The 16,567-nt window shown below is 62.8% G+C and carries 16 protein-coding genes; 11 read left to right on the top strand and 5 right to left on the bottom strand.

What is annotated here, in order from left to right; translation table 11 throughout:
* The first annotated feature begins 17 nt into the window (after positions 1-17).
* From ruvA to KW842_RS19320, 5 genes are all read left to right on the top strand, one after another.
* Positions 18-596 carry a Holliday junction branch migration protein RuvA gene (gene ruvA / locus KW842_RS19340; RefSeq protein ID WP_218305753.1) on the top strand — a complete coding sequence of 193 codons (579 nt, stop codon included), beginning with the start codon at positions 18-20 and terminating at the stop codon, positions 594-596.
* Positions 597-698: 102 nt separating this feature from the next.
* Positions 699-1,757, top strand: coding sequence for a Holliday junction branch migration DNA helicase RuvB (ruvB, locus tag KW842_RS19335; RefSeq protein WP_218305752.1), 1,059 nt, complete (start codon positions 699-701; stop codon positions 1,755-1,757).
* Entirely contained in the window at positions 1,757-2,209 is a 453-nt protein-coding gene (locus tag KW842_RS19330) for a YaiI/YqxD family protein (protein ID WP_218305751.1), read from the top strand. The genes ruvB and KW842_RS19330 overlap by 1 nt, the downstream gene beginning before the upstream one ends.
* The gene (locus KW842_RS19325; protein WP_218305750.1) at positions 2,202-3,116 is read left to right on the top strand and encodes a LysR family transcriptional regulator; all 915 of its coding nucleotides are present in this window, start codon (positions 2,202-2,204) and stop codon (positions 3,114-3,116) included. The genes KW842_RS19330 and KW842_RS19325 overlap by 8 nt, the downstream gene beginning before the upstream one ends.
* An 89-nt stretch (positions 3,117-3,205) precedes the next feature.
* Positions 3,206-3,955, top strand: coding sequence for an SDR family oxidoreductase (locus KW842_RS19320; RefSeq protein WP_218305749.1), 750 nt, complete (start codon positions 3,206-3,208; stop codon positions 3,953-3,955).
* Between the two features lie 11 nt (positions 3,956-3,966).
* Here KW842_RS19320 and KW842_RS19315 read toward each other — a convergent pair whose 3' ends face one another.
* Positions 3,967-4,953, bottom strand: a complete 987-nt coding sequence (locus KW842_RS19315) for an aldo/keto reductase (RefSeq protein WP_218305748.1) — start codon at positions 4,951-4,953, stop codon at positions 3,967-3,969.
* A 92-nt stretch (positions 4,954-5,045) separates the two neighbouring features.
* On the opposite strand from KW842_RS19315, the gene KW842_RS19310 reads away from it, so the two are divergent.
* Positions 5,046-5,972, top strand: a complete 927-nt coding sequence (locus tag KW842_RS19310; protein WP_218305747.1) for a LysR family transcriptional regulator — start codon at positions 5,046-5,048, stop codon at positions 5,970-5,972.
* Here the strand turns inward: KW842_RS19310 and KW842_RS19305 are convergent.
* Positions 5,917-6,303, bottom strand: coding sequence for a YbaN family protein (locus KW842_RS19305; protein WP_218305746.1), 387 nt, complete (start codon positions 6,301-6,303; stop codon positions 5,917-5,919). The two genes, KW842_RS19310 and KW842_RS19305, sit on opposite strands and share 56 nt — an antisense overlap.
* A gap of 72 nt (positions 6,304-6,375) precedes the next feature.
* Between KW842_RS19305 and KW842_RS19300 the strand changes: the two genes are divergently transcribed.
* Together KW842_RS19300 and KW842_RS19295 are read left to right on the top strand one after the other, a co-directional pair.
* Positions 6,376-7,137: a ThuA domain-containing protein gene (locus KW842_RS19300; protein ID WP_218305745.1), complete on the top strand. Its 762-nt coding sequence runs from the start codon at positions 6,376-6,378 to the stop codon at positions 7,135-7,137.
* Positions 7,138-7,212: 75 nt separating this feature from the next.
* Positions 7,213-7,581: a DUF3060 domain-containing protein gene (locus KW842_RS19295; RefSeq protein ID WP_218305744.1), complete on the top strand. Its 369-nt coding sequence runs from the start codon at positions 7,213-7,215 to the stop codon at positions 7,579-7,581.
* Here KW842_RS19295 and KW842_RS19290 read toward each other — a convergent pair.
* Positions 7,578-8,018: a DUF2147 domain-containing protein gene (locus KW842_RS19290; RefSeq protein ID WP_218305743.1), complete on the bottom strand. Its 441-nt coding sequence runs from the start codon at positions 8,016-8,018 to the stop codon at positions 7,578-7,580. The genes KW842_RS19295 and KW842_RS19290 overlap by 4 nt on opposite strands.
* 112 nt (positions 8,019-8,130) lie before the next feature.
* On the opposite strand from KW842_RS19290, the gene KW842_RS19285 reads away from it, so the two are divergent.
* Together KW842_RS19285 and KW842_RS19280 are read left to right on the top strand one after the other, a co-directional pair.
* Positions 8,131-8,757: a transcriptional regulator gene (locus KW842_RS19285; protein WP_218305742.1), complete on the top strand. Its 627-nt coding sequence runs from the start codon at positions 8,131-8,133 to the stop codon at positions 8,755-8,757.
* Positions 8,758-8,775: 18 nt separating this feature from the next.
* Positions 8,776-9,741 carry a threo-3-hydroxy-L-aspartate ammonia-lyase gene (locus tag KW842_RS19280; protein WP_218305741.1) on the top strand — a complete coding sequence of 322 codons (966 nt, stop codon included), beginning with the start codon at positions 8,776-8,778 and terminating at the stop codon, positions 9,739-9,741.
* A 32-nt stretch (positions 9,742-9,773) separates the two neighbouring features.
* Here the strand turns inward: KW842_RS19280 and KW842_RS19275 are convergent, their stop codons facing one another.
* Entirely contained in the window at positions 9,774-12,569 is a 2,796-nt protein-coding gene (locus KW842_RS19275; protein ID WP_218305740.1) for a valine--tRNA ligase, read from the bottom strand.
* 118 nt (positions 12,570-12,687) lie between these two features.
* Between KW842_RS19275 and KW842_RS19270 the strand changes: the two genes are divergently transcribed.
* Entirely contained in the window at positions 12,688-13,503 is an 816-nt protein-coding gene (locus tag KW842_RS19270) for a crotonase/enoyl-CoA hydratase family protein (protein ID WP_218305739.1), read from the top strand.
* Here the strand turns inward: KW842_RS19270 and KW842_RS19265 are convergent.
* Positions 13,493-16,528: a ligand-binding sensor domain-containing diguanylate cyclase gene (locus tag KW842_RS19265; RefSeq protein WP_218305738.1), complete on the bottom strand. Its 3,036-nt coding sequence runs from the start codon at positions 16,526-16,528 to the stop codon at positions 13,493-13,495. The genes KW842_RS19270 and KW842_RS19265 overlap by 11 nt on opposite strands.
* Between the last annotated feature and the right edge of the window lie 39 nt (positions 16,529-16,567).

Below are 16,567 nucleotides of genomic sequence, written 5' to 3'. Positions count from 1 at the left end.
CTTCTTAAAGGTAAACAATGATCGGACGTCTCTCCGGGATTCTGCTTGAAAAAAATCCGCCGCAATTGCTGGTGGATGTAGGTGGCGTCGGCTATGAAGTCGATGTGTCGATGAGCACCTTCTACAACCTGCCTGGCGTGGGCGAGAAAGTGGTGCTGTTCACGCACCAGGCGATCCGCGAGGATGCGCATTTGCTGTTCGGCTTCGGCAATGCCGAGGAGCGTGCGGTGTTTCGCCAGCTGATCAAGATTACTGGCGTGGGTGCGCGCACCGCGCTGTCTATCCTGTCCGGCATGTCGATCGCCGACCTGGCGCAAGCGGTGACCTTGCAGGAGGCTGGCCGTCTGGTAAAAGTACCAGGCATCGGCAAGAAAACGGCCGAACGTCTGCTGCTGGAACTGAAAGGCAAGCTGGGCGCGGATATCGGCGCCGGCGGCGCGCACGCTGCGCCGGACGCACAATCCGACATCCTCAACGCGCTGGTCGCTTTGGGCTACTCCGACAAGGAAGCCTTGCTGGCACTGAAAACCGTCCCTGCCGGCGCCAGCGTCTCCGACGGCATCAAGCAAGCTCTCAAAGCCCTCTCCAAAGGCTGATCGACCGCAAACGGATCACCGGTGCCTCCGCCTCCGTACTCGACAGCCTGGCCGCGATGAAACTTGACTAAGCCAGGCGCCGAGGCAGGGTAAAATAGCTGTATGAGCATACAGACCGACAATTTTACCGAGCAGCGCATTATTGACGCGGCGCCGTCCTCTCCCCATGAAGAGGCGATCGAACGCGCGTTGCGGCCCAAGCATCTCGATGAATATGTCGGGCAGGCCAAGATCCGCGATCAGCTGGAGATTTTCATCTCGGCCGCCCGCAAGCGCCAGGAGGCGCTGGATCATACGCTGCTGTTCGGCCCGCCGGGCCTCGGTAAAACCACGCTGGCCAACATCATCGCCCGCGAGATGGGCGTCAACCTGCGCCAGACCTCCGGCCCGGTGCTGGAACGGCCGGGTGACCTGGCTGCCATCCTGACCAATCTGGAAGCCAACGACGTCCTGTTCATTGACGAAATCCACCGCCTGTCGCCAGTGGTCGAAGAAATTCTGTACCCGGCGCTGGAGGACTACCAGATCGACATCATGATCGGTGAAGGCCCGGCTGCCCGTTCGGTCAAGCTCGACCTGCAACCGTTCACGCTGGTCGGCGCCACCACCCGCGCCGGCATGCTGACCAATCCGCTGCGCGACCGCTTCGGCATCGTCGCCCGCCTGGAGTTCTACACCACCGAAGAACTGACCAAGATCGTCAGCCGCAGCGCCGCACTGTTGAAAGCCCATATCGACGAAGACGGCGCGCGTGAAATCGCCCGCCGCGCACGCGGCACACCGCGTATTGCCAACCGCCTGCTGCGCCGCGTGCGCGACTACGCCGAAGTCAAAAGCAACGGCGAAATCACCAAGGCGGTCGCCGACGCAGCACTGATCATGCTGGATGTCGACACTGTCGGCTTTGACGTCATGGACCGCAAGCTGCTGGAAGCGGTGCTGTACAAATTTGGCGGCGGCCCGGTCGGCATCGGCAACCTGGCAGCCGCCATCGGCGAAGCCGCCGATACCATCGAAGACGTGCTGGAACCCTACCTGATCCAGCAAGGCTTTTTGCAACGCACGCCGCGCGGGCGCGTTGCCACGCCGGCGTCTTACCGGCACTTCGGCGTCACTCCGCCGCGTACCAATCCGAATGGCGAACTGTGGGGCGATCTGTAATGCAGATCTGGGTGGATGCGGACGCCTGTCCCGCCGTCATCAAGGAGATACTCTACCGCGTGGCCGACCGCGTGCAGATGCAGGTCACTTTGGTGGCCAATCAACTGCTGCGCGTGCCGCCATCGCGCTTCATCCGCTCGGTGCAAGTGCCGTCGGGCGCGGATGTCGCCGACCAGGAAATCGTCCGGCTGCTGGAGCCGGGCGATCTGGTGATTACCAGTGACATTCCGCTGGCATCGGATGTGTTGAAGAAGGGCGGCCATGCGCTCAATCCGCGCGGTGAGTTCTACACCAACGACAACATCGCGCAAATGCTGACCATGCGCGCCTTCATGGACGAATTGCGCGGCAGCGGCGTTGACACAGGCGGTCCGGCAGCGTTCAGCCAATCCGACCGGCAGAACTTCGCCAATAGCCTCGACCGTCATCTGGCCAAGCGCAAACATGGATGAACTGCGCGCTATCTCGACCTTTATCCGCGCTGCCGAACTGGGCAGCTTCAACAAGGTCGCGGAAGCGCAAGGCACCACGCCGCAGGCAGTCAGCAAAACCATCCGTCAGTTTGAGCAGCATCTGGGCGTGCGGCTGTTCCACCGCACCACACGCAACAGCTCGCTGACCGAGGAAGGCCAGCGCCTGCTGGAGTCCATCAAGCCGAGCCTGGACGGCGTTGTCGGCGCTCTGGCCCGCGCCCGCAACGCTGCGCGCGAAGATGAAGGCCTGATCCGCGTAGCTGTATCCGGCTCTATCAGCCGCCGCGTGCTGATGCCGCTGCTGGCCGAATTCCAGCTGCGTTATCCCAGCATCCAGATTGACCTGATTCAGGAAGACGGCTTTGCCGACCTGGTGCATGACCGCATCGACGTCGGCTTCCGTGGCGGTAATCCGCCGGATGCGCAGATCGTCAGCCGCCGTTTGTTCCCGGTGCAGCAAATTGTCTGCGCCACGCCGGCCTACCTGAAGCGCCATGGCACACCGCAAACCTTGCAGGATCTGGCCACCCATCGCTGCACCGCTTATCGCCAGCCTGGCAGTGGCAAGGCGATGGCCTGGGAGTTCGAGGTGAATGGTGACACGGTCTTCCATCACGTACAACCCATCTTGCTTAGCAATGATCCGGACACCGAGATGCATGCGGTGCTGGCCGGCATGGGCATCGGCCAGATCGACAGCATCAATGCCACTGCCGCGATCCGCGCCGGCAAGCTGAAACCGCTGTTGACGCAATATCTCAGCGAACGCATGGGCTTCTACCTGTACTTCCCGCAACGGGCTGACATGCCGGGCCGCGTGCGCCGTTTCATCGACTTCGCGGTCGAACGGCTGCACAACAGCGAGCAGTTTTATATCAACTTTTAGTTGCTATTAAAACGGTTTATTGCGACTACTTCAGTTGTGGTGATGAGCCTATAGTTCACCTGTCTTTCAACCCAACAGGAGAACTCATCATGAAAAATCGTGTCGCTGTCATTACCGGTGCATCAAGCGGCATCGGCCTTTCCACTGCCAAGCTGCTGGCTGCCCGTGGGGCTAAAGTTGCGCTGCTGGCGCGTCGCAAGGAGGTGCTGGAGCAGGCGGTGAATGAGATCCGCGCTGCTGGCGGCGAGGCGCTGGCGCTGGCGGTGGATGTCACCGACCAGGCTTCCGTGGATGCTGCTGCGGCCGCCGTTGAGCAGGCTTACGGCCCGGCCAATCTGGTGTTCAACAATGCCGGCGTCATGCTGCCGGGCGCAGTGGAAGCCCGTGAGATGGACGCCTGGGAACAGCAGATCGACCTTAACGTTACTGGCGTGATGCGCGTGATCTCGGCCTTTGTGCCGCAGCTGGTCAAGAGCGCCGAGCAGGGCGCTGTAGCGGACCTGGTGAACACCTCATCGATCGCCGCGCAGAATATCTATCCCTACTTCGCCGTCTACAGTGGCACCAAGGCGTACGTCAGCCACCTGAGCCGCCACCTGCGCGCGGAGCTGGGGCCGAAGAATATCCGCGTGTCGCTGATCGAGCCAGGCATCACCGAAACCGAGCTGCAAAGCCACTGGACCTTCCAGGGTGCCAAGGACTGGTTCGCTGGCGCAGCGCAGAGCATGGACTTGCTACAGCCGCAGGATGTGGCGGAAGTGGTCGGCTTCCTCGCCACCCAGCCCAAGCACGTCAACTTGCAGCAGGTGGTGGTGATGCCGACCAAACAGGCCAGCTGATTACCAGCGCATTACCAACTATGATGCACGTACTGCGCGATGCGGTTGCGGTAGATCTCGCGCAGTGCTTCCATGGTGTCGGCCGGCAGTGCCGGCACTGCGCTGGCGCGCGCATTGGCCTGCGCCTGCGCCGCGTTGCGTGCGCCGGGAATCACAGTGCTGACTGCGTCTTCCATCAGTATCCAGCGCAGCGCGAATTCGGCCATGGTGGCGTTGGCAGGCACCAGCTTGCGGATTTCCTCCACCACCTCCAGTGCCACATCGTAGGGCACTCCGGCAAAGGTTTCCCCCTTGTCGAAGGCTTCGCCGTGACGGTTGAAGGCGCGGTGGTCGTCGGCCGCGAAGGCGGTGGACGCGTTCATCTTGCCGGTCAACAGGCCGGATGCCAACGGCACGCGGGCAATCACGCCCACCTGGCGCTTTTTCGCCTCTGCGAAAAACAGCGAGGCGGGGCGCTGGCGGAAGATGTTGTAGATGATCTGGACCGACTGCACATTCGGATACTCAATCGCCTTCAGCGCCTCCTCTACCTTTTCGACAGAGACGCCGTAGTGGCGGATCTTGCCAGCCGCCACCAGGTCATCCAGGTAGCCGAACACTTCCTGCTGGTAGTAGACCGCAGGCGGCGGGCAGTGCAGCTGCACCAGGTCGAGGCAATCGGTCTGCAGATTGACTAGCGAGCGCTCAACGAAGGCGGTCATGTTTTGCTTGTTGTAGCCTTCCGCCACGTGTGGTGACAGACGGCGGCCCAGCTTGGTAGCCACGTAGGGTTGGTCGCCGCCACGTTCCTTCAGTACTTCCGAGATCAGCTGTTCCGAGCGGCCATCGCCATAGACATCGGCGGTGTCGATAAAGGTGGTGCCGGCGTCCAGCGATGCGTGCAGCGCCGCCTTGGCGTCTTCCTTGCTCACGTCGCCCCAGGCGCCGCCGATGGCCCATGCGCCAAATCCGATTTCCGATACGGTCTTGCCGGTGCGGCCGAAAGTTCTCTGTTTCATGGTGTGGTCCGAAAAGGTCAAAGACGCTTTTATAGCACCGCATGATAGGATTTGAGGATGAGCTGTATTCATCGTTAGATTGAACATTATTCATGTCTATTTTTGACCGCGTCGATCTCACCGATCTGAGGGTATTCCTGACCATCATGCGCACCGGCAGTTTCAAGGGCGCGGCCATTCAGCTGGGCCTGACGCCGTCTGCGGTCAGCCACGCCATCCGCAGGCTGGAAGAACGGTTGTCGGCCAAGCTGCTGAACCGCAGCAGCCGCGCCGTGTCCGCCACCGGCGTCGGCCGCGAGCTGGCGCAGCGGATCGAGGAAGGCTTCGACAAAATCGGCGATGCACTGGCCGAGCTGGACGCGCCGGGCAGCGGACGCTACGGCGAGCTGCGCATCAATGTGTTTTCCGACGCTGCGCACCTGCTGATTGCGCCCGCGCTGCCGGAATTCGCACGGCTCTGTCCTGGGGTACGGCTGACGGTGGTGGTCGAGGACCGGCCTATCGATATCGTCGCGGAAGGTTATGATGCCGGCATCCGCTACGGCCATTACGTGCCGGAGGATATGATCGCCGTGCCGCTGAGTAAAGCGCAGCGATGGGTGGTGGCCGCCGCGCCGTCCTATCTCGATGCGCACCCGGCCATCCATCACCTGGATGACCTGGCTGGCCACACCTGTTTGCAACTGCTGCTGGGCGATCACTCCAGCTACAAATGGGAATTCAGCCGGGGCCGCAGGTTGCGCATGCCCGGCGCGATCACCATCGCGGACACTGCCACCACCATCATGGCCGCCAAGGCCGGCATGGGGCTGGCTTATCTGCTGGAACAGCGCATCGCCGCCGAACTGGCGGACGGCAGCTTGCGCATCGTGCTATCGGAGCACGCCGCCAAAGGCGAGCCCTTCCACATGTACTACAGCAGCCGCCGCCACAAGCATCCGGCGCTGCGCACGCTGATGAACATCATTCGTCAGCAGCAGGGGATTTCTGAATACGCATGGTCGGCACGAAGCGGGTGAGGTAGATGGTGACGCAGCAGCCGACTGTCACGATCAGCAGACGTACCCACAGATGGTCGGTGCGCCAGATCGAATAGCTCATCGAACCCCACATGAAGATCAGTATCCAGATTTTGCCGCGCAGCGGAATGCCGCGGCCGTTTTCGTAATCACGCAAATACTTGCCGAAGACTTTGTTGGTTTGCAGCCAGTTGTGCATGCGCGGCGAGGCGCGCGCAAAACACGCGGACGCCAGCAGCAGGAAAGGCGTGGTTGGCAATAGCGGCAGAAAGATGCCGAGCACGCCCAGTATCACCGCCAAAATGCCTATCGAGTTGAGAATTATTTTCATTTGGCCAAATCGTATCACCTTGGGTTAGACTATGACAAAAATGATAGCGCTAACTTTTTAGTGGAGGAGACGATGAAGAAAAGCATGCTGGCCGTCGCGGCCGGTTTATTGATGGCGTCCGGCGCCCATGCCGACACTCAGTACAAGATCCTGGTGCTGGCCATGCCGAGCAAGTACCACTACGAATACATTCCGGTGGCGCGTGACAGCCTGGAGCGGCTGGGCAAGCTGCACGCGTTCGAAATGACCTACACCAACAAGCCGGAAGTTTTCGACGGCGACCTGAAACAGTATGCCGCCGTGATGTTCCTGAACACGCCGCCGGAAGAACTGAACGAAGCGCGCCGCAAGAAATTCGAGGACTACATGAAGGCCGGCGGCAATGCCATGCTGGTGCACCGCTCGCTAATCATTCCGCCCAACACCTGGCCATGGTACGAGAAACTGATCGGCCGCCGCACCGGCAACCATCCGATGCTGCAAACCGGCGTGGTCGATGTGGCCGACAAGAAGTTCCCGGCCACCTTCGGCCTACCGGAGCACTGGATCTGGAGCGACGAGTTCTATGTGTTCGACAATCCCTACCAAGTCAAGATCAACCCGGTGCTGAACGTGGACGAGAGCAGCTATGACCCGACCAAAATCTGGCCGGGGCAGGTGTCGCACGGCATGGGCAAGGACCATCCGCTGAGCTGGTATCACTACGTCGAAAAAGGCCGCGTGTTCGTCACCGCGCTGGGACACGACGGCAATATGTACAAGGACCCGCAATACCTGTCGCACCTGATGGGCGGCATCTACTGGACCGCCACCGGCAAGGGCGCCAAGCCTTGAGCGTGGCTTGCGTGCGCCGAACTCGGCAGTTAATTTCTACAATGCGTGGAACTTAATCAAGATGAAGGAGACAGCATGCTCGCATTACGAATGATCGCGCTGGCAGGCGTCCTGGGCTTGTCGGCCCATGGCGCCATGGCCGACGATGCGGTGGGTGAAATCAACGTCGACAAGCAACAGATCGCCATCGCCGGCAACGGCTATGTGCGCACCTTTCCCTGCGAAGGCCGGCGCGTGACCATCGATGGCACGCAGCACAATATCACCTTGACCGGCACCTGCTCCAGCCTGGAAATCAACGGCGCGGAAAACAAGGTCGCGCTGACCTTGGCGCCGAAAGCGGTCTTGGTGGTGGCCGGCATCCAGAACACGGTCAACTGGCGCTCGACCGGCGAGCCCCAGCAACGCATTAGCGGCGTCGGCCACAAAATCCAGCGTAATTAGTCCTGGCGCACCCAGGTCTGTGAGCGGCCCAGCATCGGCATGCCGATGTAGCCGCGCACGTTCAGCTTTTTGCCACCGTCGGCCAGCTGCAGCTTGCTCTTGTAGACCTTGCCGTTGTTCGGATCGAGGATCTGGCCGCCGGAATATTCCTCGCCGTCCTTTTTCAGATTGGACAGAATGGTCATGCCGATGATCGGCTGGTCCTTGCGCGCGCCTTCGCATTTATCGCACTTGGGATTCTGGTCTTCGCCCGGTGCGCGGAACAGTTGTTCGATTTTGCCTTCCAGCACGCCGTTGGTTTCGGTGATGCGGATCAGCGCCTTCGGCTTGCCGGTTTCGTCGTCGATGTTCTTCCACAAGCCGGTTGGCGACGTGTTGTCGGCGAACGCCGGTGCGATGGACATGGCGGCTGCAGCGATGAAAGCGAGGTATTTCATTTGTGTCTCCTGGTTGTTTTTTGTGTAGGCCATTATACGAACTGACCGCTCGTGCTAATTAGAGGCTATCATCGAAATGCACAAAAAGTCTAAAATGAGATAATATGTTCAGATGAAGAAAACATCTGAACATCAGAATCTGCTGGCGCAGATGCAGCAAGTGGCCGAGGGTTTGGGCAAGACGCTGGCGCCGTTCTGCGAAGTGGTGCTGCACGACCTGACGCAGCCGGAACACGCCATCCTGGCCATCCACAACAACTTGTCGGGCCGCGAAGTGGGCGAGCCGGCGACCGAGCTTGGCCTGGCGCGCGCGGCCGATCCGGCGTTCGAGCAGGTCATCGCCAATTACCCCAACACCTTTCCTGATGGCCGGCTGGCCAAGAGCACCTCGATCGGCATCAAGGACAGCGAAGGCCAATACGTTGCCGCACTGTGCCTGAATGTTGACCTGACCGTGTTCCGCAGCCTGAATACCATGCTGACCCAATTCGGCAGCGTGGACACTGCCGTCGCCATCAACGAAACCATGGCGCCTGCCGGCGCGGACGCGATCCGCCAGCGCATCGACCAGTTTGCCGCCCGGCTTGGCAGCACGCCGCGCGCGCTGAAGGCCGACGAGCGCAAGGCCTTGATGCGCGAGCTGAAAGAAGCCGGCCTGAGCGATGTGCGCCGGGCGATGGACATTGTCGCCGCTTATCTCAACGTATCCCGCGCCACCGTCTACAACGACGCGCGTTAATCATCCACAGGAAAAATCATGAGCGAACTGAAACTGCCTACCTTTCAAGACGTGGTTGCCGCCTCCGAGCGCATCGCTGGCGTGGCGCACCGCACGCCGGTGCTGACCTCGTCCACCGCCAATGCCGAACTGGGGGCAGAAGTGTTCTTCAAGTGCGAAAACTTCCAGCGCATGGGCGCGTTCAAATTCCGTGGCGGATACAACGCGCTGGCCAAGTTCACGCCGGAACAGCGCAAGGCGGGCGTGGTGGCTTTCTCGTCGGGCAATCACGCGCAGGCGGTGGCCTTGTCGGCGCGGTTGCTGGGCATACCGGCTACCATCGTCATGCCGCATGATGCGCCGGCGGCCAAGGTCGCTGCCACACGCGGTTACGGCGCCACGGTGGTGATCTACGATCGCTACACGGAAGACCGCGAACAGATCGGCCGCGACCTGGCGGCCAAGCATGGCCTGACGCTGATTCCGCCATACGATCACGCCGACGTGATTGCGGGGCAGGGCACGGCGGCCAAGGAACTGTTTGAGGAAGTAGGGCGCCTGGATTATGTATTCGCACCGTTGGGCGGTGGCGGCCTGCTGGGCGGCACCGCCTTGTCGACGCGCGCGCTGTCGCCGTCGGCGAAACTGTTTGGCGTGGAGCCGGAGGCGGGCAACGATGGCCAGCAATCGTTCCGCAGCGGCAGCATCGTGCACATCGACACGCCGAAGACGATCGCCGATGGCGCGCAAACGCAGCATCTGGGCAACCTGACCTTCCCGATTATCAAACGCGATGTGGATGACATCCTGACCGCCAGCGACGACGAACTGCGCGCCGCGATGCGCTTCTTTGCCGAGCGCATGAAGATGGTGGTGGAGCCGACTGGCGGGCTAGGGTTTGCCGCCGCGCGCGCGATGAAAGAGCAACTGCAGGGCAAGCGCGTCGGCATCATCATCAGCGGCGGCAACGTCGACATCGCCCGCTACGCCGAACTGCTGGCATAAAAACCGGGGTCAGAACTGACCCCGGATCAGGTTTAAGCCGCTGGCAGCTTGGCGATCTGCTCGCGCATTTTGTCCAGCGTGGCGGAGAAGTTGGCGACGCGCTCTTTCTCTTGCGCGACCACTTCCGCCGGTGCGCGGGCGACGAAGCTTTCGTTCGACAGCTTGCCGTTGGCCTTGTTGATCTCGCCTTCCAGGCGGGTGATCTCCTTGCTCAGGCGCTCACGCTCGGCTTTGACGTCGATTTCCACTTTCAGCATCATCTTGGTGGTGCCGACGATGCACACCGCCGCAGGTGATTCCGGCAGCACATCCACAATCTGCACTTCCGACAGCTTGGACAGCGATTGCACGTACGCTGCAAAGCCTTCCATCGCAGCCTTGTCGGCGGCGTTGCCCGGCTCGACGATCAGCGGCACGCGCAGCGATGGCGCCAGTTGCATTTCGCCGCGCAGGTTGCGGGTCGCATCGGTCAGCGCTTTCAGCTGCTGCATCCAGGCTTCGGCCGATTCGTCGATATTGGCGGTGTTGGCGATCGGGTACGGTTGCATCATGATCGAATCACCGGTCTTGCCAGCCAGCGGCGCAATCGCCTGCCACAGCGCCTCGGTTACAAACGGGATCACCGGATGCGCCAGACGCAGCACCACTTCCAGCACGCGCAGCAGCGTGTGGCGGGTGGCGCGCTGCTGGCCTTCGGTGCCGCTTTGTACCTGCACCTTGGCCACTTCCAGATACCAGTCGCAGTACTCGTCCCAGACAAACTTGTAGATGGCCGAGGCGATGTTGTCGAAGCGGTAGTCTTCGAAGCCCTTGGCCACTTCCAGCTCGGCTTTTTGCAGCAGCGAGATGATCCACTTGTCGGCTTGCGACAGGTCGGCTTCCGATGCCGAGCAGTCCTTGCCTTCGGTGTTCATCATCACGAAGCGGGTAGCGTTCCACAGCTTGTTGCAGAAGTTGCGGTAGCCTTCGGCGCGGCCCAGGTCGAAGTTGATGTTGCGGCCCAGCGAGGCGTACGAGGCCATCGTGAAGCGCACCGCGTCAGTACCGTAGGCAGCGATACCGTTCGGGAATTCCTTGCGGGTGGCTTTGGTGATCTTCTCGGCGTCTTTCGGATTCATCAGGCCGGTGGTGCGCTTGGCAACCAGCGCTTCCACATCGATGCCATCGATCAGGTCGATCGGGTCCAGCGTGTTGCCCTTGGACTTGGACATTTTCTGGCCCTGCGAGTCACGCACCAGGCCATGCACGTAGACGGTCTGGAACGGTACTTTGCCGGTGAAGTGCGCGGTCATCATGACCATGCGCGCCACCCAGAAGAAGATGATGTCGAAGCCTGTCACCAGCACCGACGATGGCAGGAAGGCCTTGATGTCCGGGGTTTCTTCCGGCCAGCCCAGGGTCGAGAACGGCACCAGCGCGGACGAGAACCAGGTGTCCAGCACGTCGTTGTCGCGGCGCAGTGGCGCGGTGATGCCTTTGGCCGCCGCTTGCGCCTTGGCTTCCTCTTCGGTACGGGCGACGAAGATGTTGCCGGCGTCGTCGTACCAGGCCGGGATCTGATGGCCCCACCACAGCTGGCGCGAGATGCACCAGTCCTGGATGTTGTTCAGCCACTGGTTGTAGGTGGTGCTCCAGTTTTCCGGCACGAATTTGATCTCGCCGGTGGCGACTTTTTCCAGTGCCACTTCAGCGATCGATTTGCCCGGATTGAAAGTGCCTTCCGGCGCAGGCTTGCTCATGGCGACGAACCACTGGTCGGTCAGCATCGGCTCGATGACCACGCCGGTACGGTCGCCGCGCGGCACCATCAGCTTGTGTGGTTTGACTTCTTCCAGCAAGCCCTGTTCTTCCAGGTCGGCGACGATTTTCTTACGCGCGACAAAGCGGTCCAGGCCACGGTAGGCTTCCGGCGCGTCGTCGACGATCTTCGCTTCCAGCGTCAGGATTGACGGCATGTCCAGGTTGTGGCGCTGGCCGACGGCGTAGTCGTTGAAGTCGTGCGCCGGGGTGATTTTCACGCAGCCGGTGCCGAAGGCTTTGTCGACATAGGCGTCGGCGATGATCGGGATTTCGCGGCCGACCAGCGGCAGCTTGAGCATCTTGCCAACCAGCGGCAGGTAGCGTTCGTCGGTCGGATCAACCGCCACGGCCACGTCGCCCAGCATGGTTTCAGGACGGGTGGTGGCCACGGTCAGCGTGCCGCTGCCATCGGCCAGCGGGTACTTGATGTACCACATCGAACCGTTTTCTTCTTCCGACACCACTTCCAGGTCGGACACGGCGGTGCCCAGCACCGGGTCCCAGTTGACCAGGCGCTTGCCGCGGTAGATCAGGCCTTGCTCGTGCAGGCGCACGAACACTTCGGTCACCGACTTGGAGCGCTCGGCGTCCATGGTGAAGTATTCGCGTTTCCAGTCCGGCGAGGCGCCCAGGCGGCGCATCTGGCCGGTGATGGTGGAGCCGGATTTCTCTTTCCACTCCCAGACTTTCTTGATGAATTCTTCGCGGCCCAGGTCGTGGCGCGAGATTTTCTGCGCGTCCAGCTGGCGCTCCACCACGATCTGGGTGGCGATGCCGGCGTGGTCGGTGCCGGGGATCCAGGCGGTGTTATGGCCCAGCATGCGGTGATAGCGGGTCAGGCCATCCATGATGGTCTGGTTGAACGCATGGCCCATGTGCAGGGTGCCGGTGACGTTCGGCGGCGGCAGCTGGATGCTGAAAGAAGGTTTGCCGGCGTCGAGGGTGGCGGTGTAGTAACCGCGCGATTCCCACTCGCTGCGCCAGAACTGTTCAATGTCGGCAGGCTCGAAAGACTTGGCTAATTCCATGATATGGCTGATATTTTATAAATGCGTTTGCGAAAACAGCCATTATAGATGACGCAGCCCCCGCTGCGTATTATTGTGGCAGTGGCAAAATGATAAAAATCACAAGGAGGAGCGCGCTATGCCAAGTTTTGAAACCCTGACTTTGTCAGTAGAAGACCATATTGCCACCGTGCGGTTGAACCGGCCGGAGAAGCTGAATGCGATGAACGCGGCGATGTGGGATGAGATCCGCGCGGTGTTCCGTCACATCGATGAGACGCCGGAGATCCGCGTCGCCATCCTCGAAGGCGAGGGCAAGGCGTTCACCTCGGGCATCGACCTGCAGATGATGATGGGCGTCGGCGCGCAGGTGCGCGATGACTGCGACGGCCGCTCGCGCGAGAAGCTGCGCCGGGTGATCCTCGATTTGCAGGACGCGCTGACCAGCCTGGAACGCTGCCGCAAGCCGGTGCTGGCCGCCGTGCACGGCGCTTGCGTCGGCGGCGGCATCGATCTGATCTGCTGCGCCGACATGCGCTATTGCTCGGCCGAGGCCTGGTTCACCATCAAGGAAATCGATATCGGCATGGTGGCCGATGTGGGAACTTTGCAACGACTGCCGCGCCTGATCGGCGAGGGCATGGCGCGCGAGCTGGCCTATACCGCGCGCAAGTTCGACGCCGCCGAGGCGAAGCATATGCGCCTGGTCAACCGCGTGTTCGACTCGCCGGAAGCCTTGCGCGCCGGCGTGCGCGAGATCGCCGTACAGATCGCCGCCAAGTCGCCGCTGTCGGTACGCGGCGTCAAGGAGATGATCAGTTACACGCGCGACCACAGCGTCGCCGACGGCCTGAACTACATCGCCACCTGGAACGCCGCCATGCTGATGTCGAACGATCTGCAAGCGGCGATGCTGGCGGGCGCCAGCAAGTCCACGCCGGTATTCAAAGACTGAGCCGCCAGGTATTGCGGCCGGCAGCCTTGGCCTCGTACAGCGCGACGTCGGCGCGCTTGTAGAGTTGTTCGTGGTTTTCGCCGCTGCGGTAGACGGCGGCGCCGATGCTGGCGCTGATTTCGATTACCGCCTCGCCATGCGGCAGCGGCGCCGCCAGATTGGCGAGGATGCGCGCGCACACCGGTTCCAGTGTCTCGCGGTCGGTGGTCTGGCTCAGCAGCACGGCGAATTCGTCGCCGCCAAGACGGAACGGCCGGTCCGCCTCGCGCACGGCTGCGCGCAGCCGCTCGGCGGCGGCGGCCAGCAGCGCGTCGCCGGCGTCGTGGCCCAGCGTGTCGTTGACCGGCTTGAAGCGGTCCAGGTCGATCAGCAGCAGCGTGAAGGAGGCCCCGCCGCGCTCGGCCTGCGCCACCAGGTGGCGCAATTCATCGTTGAACAGGCGGCGGTTGGCCAGGCCGGTCAGCGGATCGCCATAGGCCAGCGTCTCCAGCTGGGTTTGCGTGGCGCGTAGTTCGGCCGTGCGTGCCTCCACCATCGCTTCCAGCTCGCGCTGGCGGCGCCGCAGATAGCTGGTACGGGCCTGCATCAGCCCCGCGCCCAGCAGCAGTCCGAGCGCCACCATTGCCACCCGCGCCAGCGGCCGCTGATGCCAGGCCGGCATGACGTGCACCGGCACCTCGATCGGCGCGGCCCAGTCGCCATTGCGGTTGGAGCCGCGCAGTTGCAGCACATAGTCGCCCGGTGGCAGATTGTTGTAGCTGGCGCGGCGCGACGAGGCTTCGCTGCTGACCCAGTTGGGATCGAAACCCTTGAGCCGGTAGGCGTAGCGGTTGCGCTCCGGTGCGGTGTAGTCGAGCGCCGCGAACTCCAGCGAGAATCCGCGTTCGCGCGCTTCGATCGGCACCACGATAGTCGGCGCCTTGCCGCCCAAGCCCTGGTTGTACGGCGCGAACGGCATGTCCTTGTCGTTGAGCAGGATGCGCGTGACCACCACCGGCGGCGTGTAGCGCCAGGCCTCCAGTGCCTGCGGCTTGACCACGGTGAGGCCGCTCAAGCCGCCAAACACCAGGTCGCCGCTAGCGCTCACCGCGCCGGAGTTGGTCCAGTAGGTCGGCACATGCACGCCTTCGCCGGGACCGAGCGCCTTGATTTCCAGTGTGTGCGGATCGATGCGCGCCAGGCCGGCGTCGGTGCTGGCCCAGATCATGCCCTGACGATCCTGTAGCAGCTTGTTGCCGCCGCTGTCGGGCAGGCCCTGCTGCATGCCCAGCCGGCGGAAGCGGCGCCGCCCGTCCGGATCGGTGCGTTCGAGGATGACCACGCCGGTGCCGAAATTCGACAGCCACAGCCGGCCCTGGCCATCCATCAGCAGCGAGGAAACATAGCCGGGCGGCAGCCGGTCCGGCGTTGACAGGTCGGCGGGAATCGCCTCCACGCCGTTTGCGCCCACGCGCGCCAGGCCGGTGCGCGTGCCCACCCAGACATCGTTGCCGACCGGGAGAATGGCGGTGACGCGCGGATCGCCCAGGCGTTTGTCTTCATGCCGCAGCAGTTGCGGTTCGCCGTCGGGCGACAGTTGCAGCGCCCACACGCCATCCAGGCCGCCCATCCACAAGGTGTTGCCGCTGATCGCCAGCGCCCACACTTCATCTTCTTCGCGCCGCTGCGGCAGCTTTACCCGCTGCGCGCGGCTGCCGTCGGCGTTGGCGCGGAACAGGCCGTTCTGCGTGCCGATATACACTTCGCCGCCGGGACCCGCCGCCGTGGCCAGCACGCGCCCTTGCTGCATGCCGTTGTGCGCCGCCACGCGTCCGCTCAGCCCGTGCTGCGGATCGACGATCGCGACCCCGCCGTTGATCAGGCCCAGCCACAGCCGTCCATCGGACGCGACCATGGTGCTGGCCGCGCTGATCACGCCGCTGCGGCCCGCATCCAGATAGCGGACGGTGGCCACCGCGCGCGGCTGCGGCGCATGCTGGCTGATGCCGGCCATATTGGACGCGTAGATGATGCCGCTGCGTTCGCGGAACATCGCCATCACATCGTTGTCGGCCAGGCTGTCGGGCGCGTCGGCGCGGTGGCGGATGCGCCGCGAACTGTTGTGCTGCACGTCGTACACCACAATGCCGCCGTTGGCACCATTGGTGCCAAACCAGATTTCGCCGGGCGCGGCTTCGACGATCCCCGATACCCGTTCCTGCTGCAGCGTCGCTTGCGGACCGCTCTCGCGCACCGCTACGCCCGCATCTCCCGGCACCGCAATGACGAAGGCGCCGTTGGTGCGGCTGCCGATCCACAGCTTGCCGGTACTGTCCTTGAGCAGTGCGCTGATCGGAAGTCCCAGTTTGCCGCCCAGCGCCACTTGCCGCGCCGGCTGGCCGCGCTTCAGCTGGAACAAGCCGCGGCGCGTGCCGGCCCACAAGGAGCCGTCGGCGTCGCGCAGCAGCGTATCGATGCCGCCCTCGGGCAGCGTGGCGTTACCATAATTGTCGCTCAGCCGGTCGAATGCGCCGCTGGCCGCCAGGTGATCGAGGCCGCTGCCGGTGGCGATCCACAAGCCGCCGGTGCCGTCATCGGTAATGGCGTTCACGCGCGGGTCGCGCAGGCCGGTGGGACTGGCGCGGTAGCGCACAAAGTTGTCGCGCTGCGGATCGTAGCGCACCAGGCCGCCGGAGTTCATGCCGGCCCACAGCCGGCCCTGGGTGTCGACGTGCACGCTCATGACGTAGCTGTCGGGCAGCGCGTCGTCGCGCGCGTCGGCCAGGTATTTGACCTGGCGGTTGCCGTCCCAGCGCACCAGGCCGGCCTGGGTGCCTATCCATACAAAGCCCTGGCGGTCCTGAGTGAAGCACAGGCCGCTGCTGATGTCGTTGTGCACGTAGCGCTTGAACGCGGTGTAGGACATGCTGTCCCAACGTTCGCCGGTGTCGGCGTGCGCCGCGACGCACATCGCCAGGCACAGGGCGGCGAGGAGGGACAGGCGGCGCGGCGGCGGGGCAGGGTGTTGAGCATTGCTTTGTGGCATAAGGACACTATACCCGAGCCCTCGCGCGCTGAATGTAGG

Origin of the sequence: Duganella sp. sic0402 (assembly GCF_019219065.1) — a bacterium.
In the GTDB taxonomy this organism is placed as follows: domain Bacteria; phylum Pseudomonadota; class Gammaproteobacteria; order Burkholderiales; family Burkholderiaceae_D; genus Rugamonas.
The sequence above is the reverse complement of the archived record's forward strand: the minus strand, read 5'-3'. Positions and strand labels throughout refer to the sequence as shown.